This window comes from Methylobacterium sp. Leaf112 (assembly GCF_001423295.1).
Taxonomy (GTDB): Bacteria; Pseudomonadota; Alphaproteobacteria; order Rhizobiales; family Beijerinckiaceae; genus Methylobacterium.
In genome coordinates, this window is sequence record NZ_LMNG01000033.1 from 19,518 (window position 1) to 37,078 (window position 17,561).

14 protein-coding genes are annotated in these 17,561 nt (G+C 69.2%); 6 read left to right on the plus strand and 8 right to left on the minus strand.

Features of this window, described 5'->3' with window-relative positions:
- Positions 1-156 precede the first annotated feature (156 nt).
- The 5 genes from ASF52_RS19585 to ASF52_RS19605 form a co-directional block, all read right to left on the minus strand.
- Entirely contained in the window at positions 157-1,278 is a 1,122-nt protein-coding gene (locus ASF52_RS19585; protein WP_056175760.1) for an ATP-dependent DNA helicase, read from the minus strand.
- Positions 1,275-2,201, minus strand: a complete 927-nt coding sequence (gene hemF, locus ASF52_RS19590; protein WP_056175762.1) for an oxygen-dependent coproporphyrinogen oxidase — start codon at positions 2,199-2,201, stop codon at positions 1,275-1,277. The genes ASF52_RS19585 and hemF overlap by 4 nt, the downstream gene beginning before the upstream one ends.
- A 66-nt stretch (positions 2,202-2,267) precedes the next feature.
- On the minus strand, positions 2,268-2,540 hold the full coding sequence (locus ASF52_RS19595; RefSeq protein WP_056175765.1) for a YiaA/YiaB family inner membrane protein: 273 nt from the start codon (positions 2,538-2,540) through the stop codon (positions 2,268-2,270).
- A gap of 253 nt (positions 2,541-2,793) precedes the next feature.
- Positions 2,794-3,471 (minus strand): PspA/IM30 family protein, encoded by a 678-nt coding sequence (locus tag ASF52_RS19600; protein ID WP_056175767.1) that lies wholly within the window; start codon positions 3,469-3,471, stop codon positions 2,794-2,796.
- 92 nt (positions 3,472-3,563) lie between these two features.
- The gene (locus ASF52_RS19605) at positions 3,564-4,049 is read right to left on the minus strand and encodes a tRNA (cytidine(34)-2'-O)-methyltransferase (protein WP_056175770.1); all 486 of its coding nucleotides are present in this window, start codon (positions 4,047-4,049) and stop codon (positions 3,564-3,566) included.
- Between the two features lie 325 nt (positions 4,050-4,374).
- Between ASF52_RS19605 and ASF52_RS19610 the strand changes: the two genes are divergently transcribed.
- Positions 4,375-6,240 (plus strand): ABC transporter ATP-binding protein, encoded by a 1,866-nt coding sequence (locus ASF52_RS19610; protein WP_056175774.1) that lies wholly within the window; start codon positions 4,375-4,377, stop codon positions 6,238-6,240.
- Here the strand turns inward: ASF52_RS19610 and ASF52_RS19615 are convergent.
- The gene (locus ASF52_RS19615; RefSeq protein ID WP_056175777.1) at positions 6,219-7,499 is read right to left on the minus strand and encodes a GGDEF domain-containing protein; all 1,281 of its coding nucleotides are present in this window, start codon (positions 7,497-7,499) and stop codon (positions 6,219-6,221) included. The genes ASF52_RS19610 and ASF52_RS19615 overlap by 22 nt on opposite strands.
- A 321-nt stretch (positions 7,500-7,820) precedes the next feature.
- On the opposite strand from ASF52_RS19615, the gene ASF52_RS19620 reads away from it, so the two are divergent.
- From ASF52_RS19620 to ASF52_RS19640, 5 genes are all read left to right on the plus strand, one after another.
- On the plus strand, positions 7,821-9,296 hold the full coding sequence (locus ASF52_RS19620; RefSeq protein ID WP_056175780.1) for a SulP family inorganic anion transporter: 1,476 nt from the start codon (positions 7,821-7,823) through the stop codon (positions 9,294-9,296).
- A gap of 89 nt (positions 9,297-9,385) precedes the next feature.
- Positions 9,386-11,209 (plus strand): phosphogluconate dehydratase, encoded by a 1,824-nt coding sequence (gene edd, locus ASF52_RS19625; protein ID WP_056175782.1) that lies wholly within the window; start codon positions 9,386-9,388, stop codon positions 11,207-11,209.
- Between the two features lie 167 nt (positions 11,210-11,376).
- A complete protein-coding gene (gene eda / locus ASF52_RS19630) occupies positions 11,377-11,994 on the plus strand; it encodes a bifunctional 4-hydroxy-2-oxoglutarate aldolase/2-dehydro-3-deoxy-phosphogluconate aldolase (protein WP_056175785.1) in 618 nt (205 codons plus the stop codon).
- A 773-nt stretch (positions 11,995-12,767) separates the two neighbouring features.
- Positions 12,768-14,414: a porin gene (locus ASF52_RS19635; RefSeq protein WP_056175789.1), complete on the plus strand. Its 1,647-nt coding sequence runs from the start codon at positions 12,768-12,770 to the stop codon at positions 14,412-14,414.
- 280 nt (positions 14,415-14,694) lie between these two features.
- On the plus strand, positions 14,695-15,624 hold the full coding sequence (locus tag ASF52_RS19640; RefSeq protein WP_056175791.1) for an amino acid ABC transporter substrate-binding protein: 930 nt from the start codon (positions 14,695-14,697) through the stop codon (positions 15,622-15,624).
- 61 nt (positions 15,625-15,685) lie between these two features.
- On the opposite strand, the gene ASF52_RS19645 is transcribed toward ASF52_RS19640, so the two are convergent.
- Both ASF52_RS19645 and sseA read right to left on the minus strand, forming a co-directional pair.
- Positions 15,686-16,498: an urease accessory protein UreD gene (locus tag ASF52_RS19645; protein ID WP_056176182.1), complete on the minus strand. Its 813-nt coding sequence runs from the start codon at positions 16,496-16,498 to the stop codon at positions 15,686-15,688.
- A gap of 61 nt (positions 16,499-16,559) precedes the next feature.
- Positions 16,560-17,405 (minus strand): 3-mercaptopyruvate sulfurtransferase, encoded by an 846-nt coding sequence (sseA, locus tag ASF52_RS19650; RefSeq protein ID WP_056176185.1) that lies wholly within the window; start codon positions 17,403-17,405, stop codon positions 16,560-16,562.
- Between the last annotated feature and the right edge of the window lie 156 nt (positions 17,406-17,561).

Here is a 17,561-nt window from a genome sequence, read left to right on the forward strand (position 1 = left end):
AAGCGGTCCATGGACTCACTGGTTAATATCCGGTCGTGGCGAGGATTTGATGATCTGGCCGCTCGTCTTCGGACAGACTTTGGTCGGGCAACAATCCCGCATGTCCGCAACCTTCGCGATTGGTTTCACGAGGCGTTCTTGCCGCGTCGCGCGGTCCTACATCACCACCGTGATCGCCTGCGCCGCCCGGGTCAGGCCGGTGTAGAGCCAACGCGCCCGGTGCTCGCGGAAGGCGAAGGATTCGTCGAACAGCGCCACGCTGTCCCATTGCGAGCCCTGTGCTTTATGGACGGTGAGCGCGTAGCCGTAGGTGAACTCGTCGGTCTCGCGGCGGAGGAAGGCCGGGATCTCCTCCTCGGAGCCGGACATCACCGCGCGCAGCACCTTGATGTCCACGGGGCGGCGGCGGAGCGCCGGATCGTCGTCCGGCACCACGTGGAGGCGGATCGTGTCGGGGCGCTGGGCCGCGCGCTGGGCCTGCACCGTCCAGGTCGAGCCGTTGAGCAGGCCCTTGGTGCGGTCGTTCCGGAGACAGACGAGCTTCTCGCCCACCGCCGGCATCGGGTCGGTGTGGCCGGCGATCTCGCGCAGGCGATTGTTGTAGAGCCGCCGGGTCTTGTTCATGCCGACGAGCACTTGGTCGGCCGCGATCACTTCGTTGGGGTCGAGGCTGCGCCGGGAGACCACGCGGCTGCGGCCGTACTCGCCGAGGGTGAGGCGGCCGCCCTCGCGGATCGTCATCGCCATGCGGACGATGGGGTCGTCGGCGGCCTGGCGATGGACCTCGGTGAGCATCACGTCGGGCTCGGCCTCGGTGAAGAAGCCGCCGCCGCGCACGGGCGGCAGCTGCGCCGGATCGCCCAGCACCAGCACGGGCTTGTCGAAGGACAGGAGGTCGTTGCCGAGGTCGGAATCCACCATGGAGCACTCGTCGATGATGACGAGTTCGGCCTTGGCGATGGGCCCGGTGCGGTTGAGGGTGAAGGCGGGGCCGCCGTCCTCCGTCTCCTTGGTGCGGTAGATCAGGCTGTGGATCGTCGCCGCGTCGTGGCAGCCCTTCGACCGCATCACCGAGGCCGCCTTGCCCGTGAAGGCGCCGAACACCACGGTGCCGTCGACGTCGTCGGCGATGCGGCGGGCCAGCGTCGTCTTGCCGGTGCCCGCATAGCCGAACAGGCGGAACACCTGGGCGCCTCCGCCCTTGCGCCAGTCGGCGATGGCTTTCAGCGCCGCATCCTGCTGCGGCGCGAACCGAGTCGGCAGCGCGGTCTCGCTCACGGCCAGCGCACGGTCGGCGGCAGGGACGACAGGATCGAGGCGACGTTGCCGCCGGTCTTCAGGCCGAAGATGGTGCCGCGGTCGTGCAGCAGGTTGAACTCGACGTAGCGCCCGCGCCGGACCTGCTGCTCCAGCCGGTCGGCCTCCGTCCAGGGCGTGCCCATGTTGGCCCGCATGATCGCCGGATAGGCCTTGAGGAAGGCCCCGCCCACGTCGCGGGTGTAGGCGAGATCCGCCGCCGGATCGCCGGTCCAATGATAATCGTAGAAGATCCCGCCGATGCCGCGCGGCTCCTTGCGGTGCGGCAGATAGAAGTACTCCTCGCACCACGCCTTGTAGCGGGCGTAGTCGGCGGCCGGCGCATGGGCGTCGCAGGCCGCCTTCATGGCGGCGTGGAAGGTGAGCGTGTCGGGGTCGTCCTGGTTGCGCCGGCGGTCGAGGACCGGCGTCAGGTCGGCGCCGCCGCCGAACCACGTCCGCGTGGTGGCGACGAACCGGGTGTTCATGTGGACCGTGGGCGCGTTCGGATTCCACGGATGGGCGATGAGCGAGATGCCGGTGGCGAAGAAGCGCGGATCCTCCGCGGCCCCCGGCATCTGCGCCCGGAACTCCGGCGCGAACTCGCCGTGCACCGCCGAGACGTGGACGCCGGCCTTCTCGAACACCCGCCCCTTCAGGATCGCCATGGTGCCGCCGCCGCCGGGCTTGCCGGTGTGATCCGTGCGCTCCCAGGGCGTCTTCTCGAATCGTCCGGCCTCGGCCGGCGCGTCCTCGTGGAACGGCCCCGTCGCCTCGTCCTCCAGGGTCTCCAGGGCGGCGACGATGCGGTCGCGCAGGGTGGTGAACCACGCCGTCGCCTCGCCCTTGAGGGCCGTCAGCTCGGCTTCGGGCAGGGGCGTGAAGGGCGTGTCGGGGCGCGTCATGGCCCCGATGTCCCATATCGATCCCGGCGGTTCAATCCTCGCCGTCGCCTCGCCGTCGCCTCGCCCTCAATCCTTGCCCACCGACATCAGCAGGCGCTCGGTCTTGGCGTCCTCGATGCGGTTGACCATGCGGCGGCCCTCGTGGACGTCGCGGACCGTCTTGGTGGCGGTGATGCACGACTGGACCAGCATGATCACCCCCATGGCGAAGTAGCCCTTCATCCAGATGTCGATGGGCATGAACAGGATGCCGAGCGCCACCATCAGGGCGGCGCCGAGGAACGACGCGTAGGTGAAGGCGACCCAGGCGCCGGAATGCTGCGTGGTTTCGTTGGTCATGGTCGTTTTCCTCGGTTGGTTGGGTGGATTACGAGACTGAAGGCTGATTGCCCGTATAGGGAGAAAGATCGGAGTGAGTTTCTGACGTCTACGGAAGTCACAAAGGGCCTCCTATCCTGGAAAGAGAGGGTTGGGGTGAGGTGTAGTTCATCTCCGAAAAGGTCACACACCTCACCCTGTCCCTCTCCTTCCAGGAGAGGGGACCCGCGCTGCTTGCGGGATACTTCGATCGCATGGCGGTTGGAGGATCGAGTCAGGCGGTGGGAGCCACGCGCTGGCGTAGGCGTTCGAGCACCGCGCTTCCCGTCGGACGCGTCGCTTTCCCAAACCCTTCGCGCTCCAAACGCTCGGCGATGTCGGCGCCGGGCTCGGCTTCGGCCAGGGCCGCTTCGGTGTCGGCGGCTTGCGCCTGGAGGCTGCGCAGGCGGGCCAGGGTCGCCTCGGCCTCGCGCAGGGTGGCGCGGTCCTCCGGTGCGGCGGCGACGCCGAGGCGACGGGCGGATTCGGCCGCCGCCGCGATGCGCCGGCCCCGCTCCAGTTCCGCCTGCCGGCGGGTGGCGTCGCTCACCACGGCGCGGATGCGGGTGAGTTCGCGGGCGAACCGCGTCCGCGCCGTGCGGATGGCCTCGGCTTCGGATTCGAGTTCGGCGATGGCGTCGGCGGCTTCCCGGGCGAGGTCCTCGCGGCCGGCGTCGAGGGCGGCGACGGCCCGGTCTTCGAGGTCCCTGGCGCGGGTCTCCACCTCGGCGAGGCGGCGGGCCTCGGACGTGTCGCCGGCCACCGCCGTCGCCAGGGCCATGCGGCTGCGCTCCAGGGAGGCGCGGGTCTCGCGGATCTGCTGGTCGAGGATCAGCAGGGCGTTGCGGTCGATGAGGTCTTCCCGGGCCTGGGCGGCGGCGCCACGGGCGAGGGTTCGAAACAGGTTGAACATGGGGCGGTCTCCCGAGCGACGGGCGCTGCCGTCGAGGAGGAGATTGCCACGATTTGAACGGTGTTCAAGTGCGATTATGCACGACGTTCAAATTAGCGCTGGCGCGCTGTCGGCGAAGGGCCGGGGAAGCCGCCCGTCTGGCGCAGGCCCTCGCCGAGGATCATGGCGGCGCAGACGGCGACGTTGAGGGAGCGCAATCCGGGCCGGATCGGCACCACCACCCGGGCATCGGCGGCCGCATGGACGGGATCCGGCACCCCGGCGGATTCGCGACCCATGAGCAGGCAATCGTCCGGCCCGTAGGCGAAGTCGCCGTACGGCAGGGCGCCTTGCGTCGTCGCCAGCACGAGGCGCAGGCCGGCTTCCCGGCGCCACCCGTCGAACGCGGTCCACGAGCGGTGGCGCGCGATCGCCACGTGGTCGAGGTAGTCCAGCCCCGAGCGGCGCAGGTGCCGGTCCGACACGTCGAACCCGGCCGGCTCGATGATCTCGACGGCGATCCCGAGGCAGGCCGCGAGGCGCAGCAGGGTGCCGGTGTTCTGCGGAATGTCGGGCTGGTAGAGGGCGAGGCGGAGCATGGGGATTTCGGGCTTGGGTTGGCGGCGTGCGGCGTGCCGGGTGGAAACGGTGATTTCGCCACCCACGCCGTCATTCCGGGGCGCCGCAGGCGAACCCGGAGGGCCGCGCCAGAGGCGAGCAATCCAGAACCGCCACGGGCGACACGTTTAGCACGCGTCGCGGTTCTGGATTCCGGGTTCCGCTTCGCGGCCCCGGAATGACGGGGTGGCGTCCGAAAGCACCAAGTAAGGCAGGCTGATTCTCGTGCGGCATCGCCTCCGGTTGGCAGGGGCCCTACGCTGCCTAGCTATAAGGACGCTGCCGCAATCGCATATCGGACATCTCATGTTTCTCGACTGGCTCGAGCGCCGCATCGATACGTTCGCGCCGTTCGACGACGGGCGCATGCCACCCAAGACCGTGCTGGGCTTCGCCGGCTTCTACCTGAAGCCCGTGCGGGCGGCGCTCCTGGCCTTGTTCCTGGTGGCGATCGTCGCTGGCACCGTCGAGGCGTCGCTCTACCTGCTCATGGGCTGGTTCATCGACCTCCTCAACACCGCCGACCGGGCGACGTTCTGGGCCGATCACGGCACCAAGATCCTGCTCGCCGCCGGGTTGGTGCTGGTGGTGCGGCCGATCACGATCTGGCTGCACGAGATCCTGTCGAACCAGCTCATCGTGCCCCAGGTGACGAACCAGATCCGCTGGCGCACGCACCTCTACACGCTCGGCCACTCGCTCTCCTACTTCCAGGCGGATTTCGCCGGGCGGCTGGCCAACCGCGTCGTCCAGGTCGGGCCGGCGGTGCGCGAACTCGCCGTCGTGTTCATCGACACGCTCCTGTACGTGGCGATCTACGCCGTGACGGCGGTGGGCCTGTTCGGGTCCATCTCCCTGTGGCTCGCCCTGCCGGTTGTCCTGTGGGTGCTGGCCTACGGCTTCCTCACCCGCTGGTTCGTGCCCCGCGCCCGCACCCGGTCGCTGGTCACGGCCGACACCCGCTCGGCCCTCATCGGGCGCATCGTCGACAGCTACACCAACATCCTCACCGTGAAGCTGTTCGCCCGCGACCGCGAGGAGCGCGCGGCGGTGCGCGACGCCGTCGACATCCACACCAGGGCCTACCTGCACCAGTTCCGCCTCGTCAGCTCCACCACAACGGTGCTGGGCGTCCTCAACAGCGCCCTCATCGTCTCCACGGCGGGCGTCTGCCTCGTCCTGTGGCAGCGCGGCGGCATGACCACGGGCGAGGCGGCGGCCGGCCTCGCCCTGGTGCTGCGCCTCATGGCCATGTCGGGCTGGGTGATGCAGACCGTGCGCGGCATCTTCGAGAATGTCGGCGTGATCCAGGAGAGCATGCAGACCATCGCGCGTCCGCACGCCATCACCGACCGGCCCGAGGCCTCCACCCTGCGGGTCACCGGCGGCGACATCCGCTTCGAGGATGTGAGTTTTCACTATGGGCGCAATGATTCCAGCATCATCGAGCGCCTGAACCTCCACATCCGGGCGGGCGAGAAGGTGGGGCTCGTCGGCGTGAGCGGCGCGGGCAAGACCACCATCACGGCACTGCTGCTGCGCCTGCACGACCTGGAGAGCGGCCGCATTCTGGTCGACGGCCAGGACATCGCCGGGGTCACGCAAGGGTCCCTGCGCAGCGCCATCGCCATGGTGACCCAGGACACCTCCCTCCTGCATCGCTCGATCCGGGACAATATCGCCTACGGACGCCCCGACGCCACCCTGGCGGAGGTCGAGCGGGCGGCGCGTCTGGCGGAGGCCGATACCTTCATCCGCGACCTCGTCGATCACAAGGGGCGCACCGGCTACGACGCCCAGGTCGGCGAGCGCGGGGTCAAGCTGTCCGGCGGCCAGCGCCAGCGCATCGCCATCGCGCGGGTGATCCTCAAGGATGCGCCGATCCTGATCCTCGACGAGGCGACCTCGGCCCTCGACAGCCAGGTCGAGGCGGCGATCCAGGACAGCCTCGACACCCTGATGCAGGGCAAGACCGTGCTGGCCATCGCCCACCGCCTCTCGACCATCGCGGCCCTCGACCGCCTCATCGTCATCGAGGCCGGGCGCATCGTCGAGGAGGGGACCCATGCGGCCCTCATCCGCTCGGGCGGTCTCTACGCCCGCCTGTGGCAGCGCCAGTCCGGCGGCTTCCTCGGCGAGGCGGCGGCGCCCTACGAGAACGCGGCCGAATAGGCGCCGGACCCGGCATCGGAGTACGCGCCCGAGATCCCCTCGTGCGGTCCGGCATCGCGGTTGGCGGCGTCCGGCAGGACGGGTCGGGCCTCGACGCGGTTCCGGCCCCGGCTCTTGGCGTCGTAGAGCGCGAGATCGGCGGCCTTGAGGAGACCGGAGGGCCGAACGCCGTAGGCCCGCGTCGCACCATGGGCGGCGGTGATCCCGACACTGACGGTGACCGTCCGGTCGCGGCCGTTCTTGCGATAGCGGAAGCCGATGGTCTCCACGGCCGCTCGCAGGCGCTCGCCGAAGTCGAGGGCGTCTTCCGGAGTGCAGGCGGGAACGAAGGCCATGAACTCTTCGCCGCCGTAGCGGGCGAGGAGGCCCCCCGCCGCCCGCGTCGGCCCGTCGAGGGCGGCCGCGATGGCGGCGAGACAGCGGTCGCCTTCGGGGTGGCCCGCCGTGTCGTTCAGGTCCTTGAAGCGGTCGATGTCGATGGCGACGACGCAGCACCAATCCTCGGCCCCGTCCCACGCCGCAGTTAGGGTCGCGTCGAAGACGCGCCGGTTGGCGAGGCCCGTGAGGGCGTCGATCTCCGACAGGACCTTGAGGCGGGCATTGGCCTGCGTCAGTTCGGCAGCCTGCGCTTCCACGGAGAGCCGCAGGAGGAACGCCTGCTTCTCCTGCCGCTCCCGCGAGAAACTCACCTTGATCGGAACCAGGATCAGGCTCGCCACGAGGAGCGGCAGGCCGTTCCCGGCGAGGTCACCCTCGTGCAGGGCCACCACCCAGCCGAGGTAGAGCGCGAACGAGAGGCCGCAGAACACGAGGCTGTGCCGGAACGACAGGGCGGCGATGAGGCCGACCACGAGGGGCACGATCACCGCGAGGACCATGTAGACGTCGGCATGCCCGTCCGGCACCGTCCGGGCGCCGTTGAGGACGATGGCCATGTCGAGCAGGCTCGTCACCGTCGCCGCCACGGTTCGGCGCAGGGGGGAGGGGCGGTCGTTCAGGGACAGGATCGCCAGGCAGGCGACCGGCGTGAACACCCCGAGGGTGAGGAAGGCCGGAACGGCGAACGCGTCCGGTCCGAACACCTCGTAGTCGAGCTTCAGCGACAGGATGTTGAACAGGATGAAGACGAGGAGCCAGGAGCGGATGTAGGTGCCCGCGCCCCCGTCGTCCCCGGCCCGGAACCGCGCTTCGAGGTCGGGCGACAGCGAGAGTCTGTACCAGGGACGAAACCGGTTCGTGTCGATTTCGCTCTGTAACATCGGGGCGACACGTCTCTTCCGGCAGTACGACACGGTTCAATTTCGTACATTTCGCTTGCAGGACCGTAAACGCCGCGCGGCCCTGCATCACGCAATGGTTTTCGGCCGTTCTTTCCCTTCGCGAGAGGCGCGTGTTATGGGGCGGGCATGCTGAAGGACCGCGCAAGACTGTACTGCCGTCTCGGGCCGCCATAGGGCGCCCGCACCGGACCGCGTCTCCGCGCGGATGCCCGCATGGGCGCCGCGCCTCCTCCTGGCATCCCCCGACGCCGCGGCCCCGAACGGGCCGGCCCGCGCACGGGGCGAACGGACTGATCTTCCATGACCCGACGCAACCTGCGGAGCGAGTGGGCTCCCGATATCACGCGCGAACTCCTGGCCGGGACGGTGGTGGCCCTCGCGCTCATCCCCGAGGCCATCGCCTTCTCCCTCATCGCCGGGGTCGACCCCAAGGTCGGCCTCTACGCCTCGTTCTGCATCGCCGTGGTCTCGGCCTTCGCGGGCGGGCGCCCGGCGATGATCTCGGCCGCCACCGGCGCCATGGCGCTCGTGATGGTGACCCTCGTGAAGGAGCACGGCCTCGGCTACCTCTTCGCCGCCACCATCCTGACGGGATTCCTGCAGATCGGCGCAGGGGCGCTGAAGCTCGGCAACCTCATGCGGTTCGTCTCGCGCTCCGTCGTCACCGGCTTCGTCAATGCGCTCGCGATCCTCATCTTCCTCGCGCAGATGCCGGAACTCTTAGGCCAGGGCGCGACGGTCTACGCCATGACGGCCGCCGGCCTCGCCCTGATCTACGGCCTGCCGTACCTCACGAGGGCCGTGCCCTCGCCGCTGGTGACCATCGTGCTGCTCACGATCGTCGCCGTCGCGTTCGGCCTGCCGATCCACCGCGTCGGCGACATGGGGGCCCTGCCGACGGAACTGCCGTTCTTCGCCCTGCCGCAGGTGCCGTTCACGTGGGAGACCCTGCGGATCATCCTGCCCTACGCGCTCACCCTCACCATGGTGGGCCTGCTCGAGAGCCTGATGACGGCCGCCATCCTCGACGAGATGACCGACACCGGTTCGAACAAGAACCGCGAATGCGCCGGCCAGGGTCTCGCCAACATCACCGCCGGGTGCTTCGGCGGCATGGCCGGATGCGCCATGATCGGGCAGTCGGTGATCAACGTCTCGTCGGGCGGGCGCGGCCGGCTCTCGACCCTGTGGGCGGGCGCGTTCCTGCTGTTCCTCATCGTGGTGCTCGGGTCCTACGTCGCCCAGATCCCCATGGCGGCTTTGGTCGCCGTGATGATCATGGTGTCGATCAACACCTTCCAATGGGGCTCCGTCCGCACCCTGCTGACCAACCCCAAGAGTTCGAGCGTCGTGATGCTCGGCACCGTCGCGGTGGTGGTGGCGACCCACGACCTCGCCCGCGGCGTGCTGTTCGGCGTGGTGCTGAGCGGCCTGTTCTTCGCCCACAAGGTGACGCGGTTCTTCGCCGTCGCCTCGGAGCGCACCGGCGGCACGCGCACCTATCGGGTGACGGGGCAGATCTTCTTCGCCACGGGGCAAGCCTTCCACGACGCCTTCGACTTTCGCGAGGACGGCCTCGAGTGCCTGGTCATCGACCTCACGGCGGCCCATTTCTGGGACATCACCGGCGTCAACGCCCTCGACCGGGTGGTGCTGAAGTTCCGCCACCACGGCGTAACCGTCGAGATCGTCGGCATGAACGCCGCGACCGCCACCCTGGTCGAGCGTCTCGCCACCCACGACAAGCCCGGCGCGACCCTTGCCTCAGGGCACTGACCGGACGCCCCGGTAGCCACGGCGGTGCCGCCGTGGTCTGAAGGCGTTCCAGACTTCGCGCCAGACTTCGCACCACGCGAGGACCAGACATGACCGAGCTTCACCCCGAGATCGCCGCCGTCACCGCGCGGGTGATCGAGCGCTCCAGGCCGACGCGAACGGCGTATCTCGATCTCGTCGCCCGCGAGCGGGACCACGGCGTCCACCGGCCGATGCTCAATTGCGGCAATCTCGCCCACGGCTTCGCGGCCTCCGGCGAGGACAAACCGGCGATCCGCGCCGGCCGCACCATGAACATGGCCATCGTTACGGCCTACAACGACATGCTCTCGGCCCATCAGCCCTACGGCCGCTACCCCGAGCAGATGAAGATCTTCGCCCGCGAGGTCGGGGCCACCGCGCAGGTGGCGGGCGGCGTGCCGGCCATGTGCGACGGGGTCACCCAAGGCCAGCGCGGCATGGAGCTGTCCCTGTTCTCGCGCGACACCATCGCGCTCTCCACCGCCATCGCGCTCAGCCACGGCATGTTCGATTCCGCCGCCCTGCTCGGCATCTGCGACAAGATCGTGCCGGGCCTCATCATCGGGGCCCTGCGCTTCGGCCATCTGCCGATGATCCTGATCCCGGCCGGACCCATGCCGTCGGGCATCGCCAACAAGGAGAAGCAGCGCGTCCGCCAGCTCTACGCCGAGGGCAAGGTCGGGCGCGACGAACTGCTCGAATCCGAATCCGCTTCCTATCACGGGGCCGGCACGTGCACCTTCTACGGCACGGCGAATTCCAACCAGATGATGATGGACGTGATGGGCCTGCACATGCCCGGCGCCTCGTTCATCAATCCGGGCACGAAGCTGCGCCAGGCGGTGACCCGGGCCGCCGTGCACCGCCTCTCCGAGATCGGCGCCACGGGCAACGATTACCGGCCGCTCGGCCACTGCATCGACGAGAAGGCCATCGTCAACGCCGTGGTGGGGCTGCTCGCCACCGGCGGCTCGACGAACCACGCCATCCACCTGCCCGCCATGGCGCGGGCCGCCGGCATCGTCCTCGACTGGGAGGATTTCGACCGGCTCTCGGCGGTGGTGCCCCAGGTCGCCAAGGTCTATCCCAACGGCTCGGGCGACGTGAACCACTTCCACGCCGCCGGCGGCATGAGCTACGTCATCGCCAGCCTAATCGACGCCGGGCTGCTGCACGATGACATCCTGACGGTGGCGGGCACGTGCCTGCGCGATCACGCCCGCGACCCCAAGCTCGTCGACGACGCGCTGGTGTTCGAGGACGCGCCGGAAAAATCCCACGACGAGAGCATCCTGCGCGGCCCCGCCGACCCGTTCCAGACGGATGGCGGCATGCGCCTCGTGAAGGGCAACCTCGGCCGGGCGACGTTCAAGACCAGCGCCGTCGAGCCGTCGCGCTGGACCATCGAGGCGCCCGCCCGCGTCTTCGACGACCAGGACGACGTCCTGGCGGCGTTCAAGGCCGGCGAACTCGAATGCGACGTCGTGGTGGTGGTGCGATTCCAGGGGCCGCGCGCCAACGGGATGCCCGAACTCCACAAGCTCACGCCCCAGCTCGGCGTGCTGCAGGACCGGGGGTTTCGCGTGGCTCTCGTCACCGACGGGCGCATGTCGGGGGCGTCCGGCAAGGTCCCGGCGGCGATCCATCTCAGCCCAGAAGCCCTCGGCGGCGGCCCCCTGGCGAAGATCCGCGACGGCGACAGGGTGCGCCTCAGCGCCGAGGACGGCAGCCTCGAAGTCCTCGTCGATCCCGCCGAATGGGATCGTCGCGATGACGCCGCGGCCCCCGCGCCCGCCTTCGGCACCGGCCGCGAGTTGTTCGCCTTCCTGCGCCACGGCGCCGACGGCGCCGAGCAGGGCGCCTCCGCCATGCTGGCCGCCGCCGGATTGTAGGATGGCCTTTCCGGCCCATCGGTTCGCCGCGTGTCTCCGCGAGGGAGAGGCAAGGCGGGGGCTCCCTCTCCTCCCGGGAGGGGGAGCCCGTCGCGACCGCCCGATCCCAGGCGAGCGCACGCGTTTGGTATGATAGCCTCCGCTTCCCGAACCCCGAGGACCGCCCCATGACCAGCATCGACGCGCTGATGCGCTCCGTTCCCGTCATCCCCGTCCTCGTGGTCGAGGACGTGGCCCATGCCGAGCCCATCGCCCGGGCGCTGGTGGCCGGCGGCCTCACCGCCCTGGAGGTGACCCTGCGCACCCCCGCCGCCCTGGAGGTGATCCGCATCATGTCCGGGGTCGAGGGCGCCGTCGTCGGCGCCGGAACCGTGCTCAACCCGCGCGATCTCGACGCCGCCCTGCAGGCGGGCGCCCGGTTCATCGTCAGCCCGGGCCTCACCGAGTCCCTCACCCGCGCGGCCATCGACCGGGGCGTGCCCTACCTGCCGGGCATCGCCAATTCGGCCGACATCATGCGCGGCCTCGATCACGGCCTCGATCGGTTCAAGTTCTTCCCGGCCGAGGCCGCCGGCGGCATCAAGGCCCTCAAGGCTCTGGCCGGGCCGTTCCACGCCGTCCGCTTCTGCCCGACCGGCGGCATCACCGAGGCCACCGCGCCCGACTGGCTCGCCCTGAAGCCGGTGCTGTGCGTGGGCGGCTCCTGGGTGGTGCCCGCGGGCTTGCCCGAGGAAGCGGTGATCCGCCGCTCGGCCGAGGCCGCCGCTCGCCTGCGCGCCGCCTGAGGGGGACCGAGCAGTCCCACCCGGCCCATCGGCGCCATGGAACCGCTCGGGGCATGGCCTCGACAGCGCGGGGTCGGGCCTCGGGCCGCGGACCGTCGGTGTTGCGTCACCCGGGACGCCCGGGGGACGAAGCCGCTTGGCCGCCTTCGGATCTCAGGACCCCGATCCCCCGGCGTCGCCCGATTCGCACGGGCTTATCCGGAGCTGGGAGGCCGGGCCCCGCGTCATCCACAGGGGGTGTGGACGCCGCCGGGCCGTGATGGCCGATCCACCGGGATCGCCCGACGGGATCGATTGGTATGCCAAGCGTCGGCTCCGACTCGGCACCCATCTTGAAAATAATCCCGTGCCTGCCTCGGAAAACGCCATTCAAATCAACGGAAGAATGATTTTAGGCCTTTTTCAATCTAGAAGCGGAATCATAATTCAAGGTTGAGCCGTAATAGGGCAGTTTGTTCTCCCTGGTCCAGGTCTAGGCGCAAGTCGCGGCGGCCCGGAAACCGCCTGTGCGTCATACGCTTAGCCGCCTGTGCAACGTTGCATGGCCGCAACACGGCAGCGGAACCGCTGTGCTGATCACGTTTTCGAGTTGCCCGGCGGAACCGGCTCGCACAGAGTGACTGGGCACTGGGGGCATCGCCAGCGCAACACTTCTGCAAACCAGCGAACATCGCTCGGCTGTTGAAAAATAAGGACGACACGGGTCGTGGTCCGCCGGATCACCATGCCCGAAATCGTTCATCCCTCGGGTCTCGAAGCTTTTGGAGATATCAATGAAGCTCTTGAAGAGCTCGCTTCTTGCCTCTGCTGCTGGTTTTGCAGCCGTCGCTGGAGCACACGCAGCCGACCTTCCGGTCAAGAAGGCTGCCCCCATCGAATACGTTCGCGTCTGCTCCGCCTACGGCGCCGGCTTCTTCTACATCCCCGGCACCGAGACCTGCATCCGTCTCTCCGGCCGCGCCCGCCTCGAAATCGGCTACCAGCAGCAGGACAGCCGCTCGGGCAGCAACGGTGACACCACCGGCTACCGCGGCCTCGCCCGCATCAACGTCGACGCCCGCACCCAGACCGCCTACGGCACCCTGCGCGCGTTCACCCGCCTCGAATTCGCCTCCCGCACCGGTTCGACCCAGGGCCTGCGCTCGGGCACCCAGGAGCGCATCGGCAACGCCTTCACGGCGATCGGTCAGGATCAGGTTGGTCGCGTCCAGCAGTTCGTGAGCACCGAGAAGGCCTTCATCCAGTTCGCCGGCCTCACCGCCGGTCGCGCCTCCTCGTTCTTCGACTTCTACGCCCACGACTTCGAGATCAGCTCCGCCACCGGCGGCTCGGACCTCGCCTCCACCAACCTGCTCGCCTACACCACCAAGCTCGGCACCGGCGGCTTCTCCGCCACGGTCTCGCTGGAAGACCCGAGCTTCCGCCGCAACACCATCTACTCGCAGGAGGCCACCACCTCGCCTGCGCCGCAGCGCGTCCTGATCAGCACCGATGCCTTCGGTCGCCCGGTCTTCGGCGCCGTCGACGTGTCCCAGCGCAACCGCGTGCCGGACTTCGTCGGTGTCCTGCGCTACGACGCCGCCTGGGGTTCGGCCCAGCTCTCGGCCGCCGCCAAGGAGCTGAACACCGCCAACTTCATTCAGGGCTACGCTGCAGGTGCTCCCCCGGCCGGCGTGCCGATCGCCAACTTCGCCGGCTTCACCGCCCGTCCCGCCTCCGAGTTCGGCTGGGCCGTGCAGGGCGGCGTGAAGATCAACATGCCGTTCATCGCCCCGGGCGACACCTTCTATCTCCAGGGCGCCTACGGCGAGGGCGCGACCCTCTACACCGGCTACTCCTCGTACAACGGCTCCTACACTTCCCGCGCCAGCACCATCGCGGGCGCCGCCTTCGACCCCTACATGTCGGATGCGACCCTCAACCCGCTCACGGGCAAGATCGAGCTCTCGACCTCGTTCACCGTCGTCGGTTCGTTCCTGCACTACTGGTCGCCCGAGTGGCGTTCGGCGATCTTCGCCAGCTACGGCGAGCTGAGCTTCGCCCGCGGCGCCCGCTTCAACAACGCCCTCGCGTACGCCACGGCGACGGGTGCCCCCGGCGCCAGCTCCGCCGTGCTCAATGCACTTGCCGGCTCGCAGTTCACCGGCATCATCGGCACGCCGTCCTACAACGTCAGCCCCGTGCTGCGTGACACCTATCAGATCGTCGCCGGCGCCAGCCTGATCTGGTCGCCCGTCAAGGATCTCGATATCGGCGTCGAGGGCGTCTACACCAAGGTCGGCGTCCAGAGCGGCCGTGTGGTCGATCAGACCCGCTCCAACGGTGCCGTCAACGCGATCAACCTCGCCAACGGCAACGTCAAGACGGTCACGGCCGACGACACCTACCAGATGCGCATGCGCATCCAGCGCGACTTCTAAGCCGCTTTCGATCGGTCGGTGTCGCTGCGACATCCGACCGGTCGGGACCACCAAACCTTCGAGAACACGAACTGGCCCGGCTGCGAAGCCGGGCCTTTTTGCGTCTCGGCCTGGCCCAGTCCGGCACGCGAGTTGCGAGTTACAAGTTGCGCCGAACAGTGCGCATTCCACGAGATCCGTGGAAATCACCGATTGCGTCGGCGGTGGCCGTCGCTAACTTGCTATAAGCGCCTTCAGCGATGGACGTCGTGCCAATCGCCCCCCGGGAGTCAGCCTGACAATGCGTTCGCGTCATTCAAGATCCGCCGTCACGGCGGCTTTCGTTGCTTTTGCGGTCTCGGCCACGGCCGTGGGTTCTGCCCAGGCCGACGATCTGACCGGCACCTTGAAGAAGATCAAGGAAACCAACGGGATCACCATCGGCTACCGCGATGCATCGGTGCCGTTCTCCTACCTCGACAACGATCAGAAGCCCGTCGGCTACGCGTTCGAGATCTGCAAGAAGGTCGCCGATGCGGTGAAGGTCAAGCTCGGCCTGCCGAAGCTCGAGGTGAAGTACAACCCGGTCACCTCTGCGACGCGTATCCCCCTCATCGCCAACGGCACCATCGATCTCGAGTGCGGTTCGACGACGAACAACCCCGACCGCCAGAAGCAGGCGACCTTCACCAACACCCACTTCCTCACGGCCACCCGCTTCGTATCGAAGAAGACCGCCAAGCTCGACAAGATCGACGATCTCAAGGGCAAGACCGTGGTCTCGACCTCGGGCACGACCAACATCCGTCAGATCAACGAGATCAACACGGCCCGCAACCTCGGTCTGACCATCCTGCCGGCCAAGGACCATGCCGAGGCCTTCCTCATGGTCGAGACCGGCCGCGCCGTCGCCTTCGTGATGGACGACGTGCTCCTCGCCTCGCTCGCCGCCAGCTCCAAGGAGCCGGGCGCCTACAGCATCTCCAGCGAGGCCCTGTCGAAGCCCGAGCCCTACGGCATCATGCTGCGCAAGGACGACGCCCCGTTCAAGGCGGTCGTCGACGAAGCCACGGCCAAGCTCTACAAGAGCCCCGAGGGCAAGGCGCTGTACGACACCTGGTTCACCAAGGCGATCCCGCCGCGGGGCATCAACCTGAACCTGCCCATGAGCGAGGCCATGGTGAAGGCGTTCGCCAACCCGAGCGACAGCCCCGATCCGGCCGCCTACTGATTCGAACCGCCTGATCCGGTTCTTTAAAGGGGCTCCGGCGATGCCGGGGCCCCTTTTTGCATCAGGCCTGCCACACCCGGGGGAGGGGGCCGCCGCGGTAACCGACGAGGATGTGCTGGGCCAGGGCCCGCAGGGCCGCCGGGTCGCTCCCGAGGAACCGCACCACGAGGTTCCCGTTCCAGGCGCTCGCCGCCGCCTCGACGCCATCCCGCGCGCCCGCTCCGTCGAGCAGCGCCCGTATGGCGTCCAGGCGGCCTTCGGCCCCGGGCGCCACGTCGACCAGAGTCGCCATCGCCCGGGCGTCGTCCCCGATGGCCGCCCGTTCCAGGGCGTCCGCGATCGCGCCCTCGAGGCGCACCGAATCGGCGTAGACGAGGCGCCCGTCGCGCCGGATCCGCCAGTGATCGTGGAAGCGGCCCTCGCGGATCCGCTCGCCGCGCGCCACCCGCCCGAACGTCACCGCCTCGAACGCGAGCAGGCCCGCATCGCCGTCGAGATCGGCGACGAGGCTGCGCTCCAGACTGGCTCCGTCGAACAGGATCGTCTCCTGCGGCAGGAAGGCGAGGTGGCCGCCGGCACCCACTGCGACCCGCGTCTCGATGATCGTCCTCGGCCCGTCGGAGCGATAGATCTTCTCCGCCGCCGTGGTGGTGAGCACGAGCTCCGCCCCCGGCCCGACGGCGACGGACACGGCGAAGCGGTCGCCGCAGGCGATGCCGCCGGCGCTGTTCAGCAGCACCGCCTCGCACGGCCCCGCCGGCCCGCGCGGCAGGCGCACGCGCAAGGGGCCGGCTTCGGCGATGTCGAGGATTCGCGTGTCGGAACCGAGCCGTCCGACGCGCAGGTGCACGCGCCCGTCCGAGCGCTGGCGCATGGGCGGCGTGGAACGGTCGCCGGCCGTCACAACAGGGCGTGCGCCGGCGCGCGCAGACACCTCATGCGCCGGTGGCGACGGGGCGCTCCGGGTCCGAACCCCATTCCGACCACGACCCGTCGTAGAGGGCCCGTGCCGGCCGGCCGAGGCTCTCCAGGGCGAGCGAGACGATGGCGGCCGTGACGCCGGATCCGCAGGTGGTGATCACCGGCTTGCCCGGATCGACGCCGTTCTCGGCGAACACCGCCCTCAGGGCGTCGGGCTCCTTCAGCCGGCCCCCCGCTTGCAGCGCCGAATAATGGACGTTCCGGGCGCCCGGCATATGGCCCGGACGGACCCCGGGCCGGGGCTCCGCTTCCTCGCCGCGAAAGCGCGGCCCAGACCGCGCGTCGACGACCTGGGCCGATCCGGATTCAAGAGCGCGCGCAACGTCTTGCGCATCCGCCACGGCCCCGTTGTCGAGGCGGGCCGTGAAAGGCCGGGGCTCGCGCGCCCGCCCCTCGCCGTCCTCGACGGGCCCACCCGCCGCGACCCAGGCCGGAAATCCACCCTCCAGAATCGCGGCGTCGCGCGCGCCGAACACCTGCAGCATCCACCGCACCCGGGGTGCCGAGAACAACCCCAAGCCGTCATAGACCACGATCTGCGCACCATCGCCGATGCCGAGCGCCCCCATCCGTGCGGCGAACACCTCCGGCCGCGGCAGCATGTGCGGCAGGCCGGACGTCCCGTCGCTCATGGCATCGATGTCGAAGCGCACGGCGCCGGGGATGTGCCCGGCCCGGTACTCGGCCGCCGCGTCGCGCGCCTGCGCCGGCAGGTACCATGAGCCGTCGAGGACCACGATGTCGGGGGCCGCGATCCGGGCCTTGAGCCATTCGGCGGTCACGAAAGGCGTCGTCGCCATCTTGTCTGAATCCATGCAGTCTCGGGGATGGGCACACTCAACCATATCCCGGCGCGACATGCATCCATCGCCGCGATTCGGGCGCCCGGGCGATCGACATCCCGTGGAGCGATGCCGAGTTCCACGCGCGAAGCCGCCCGCGATGCCCTATGTCAT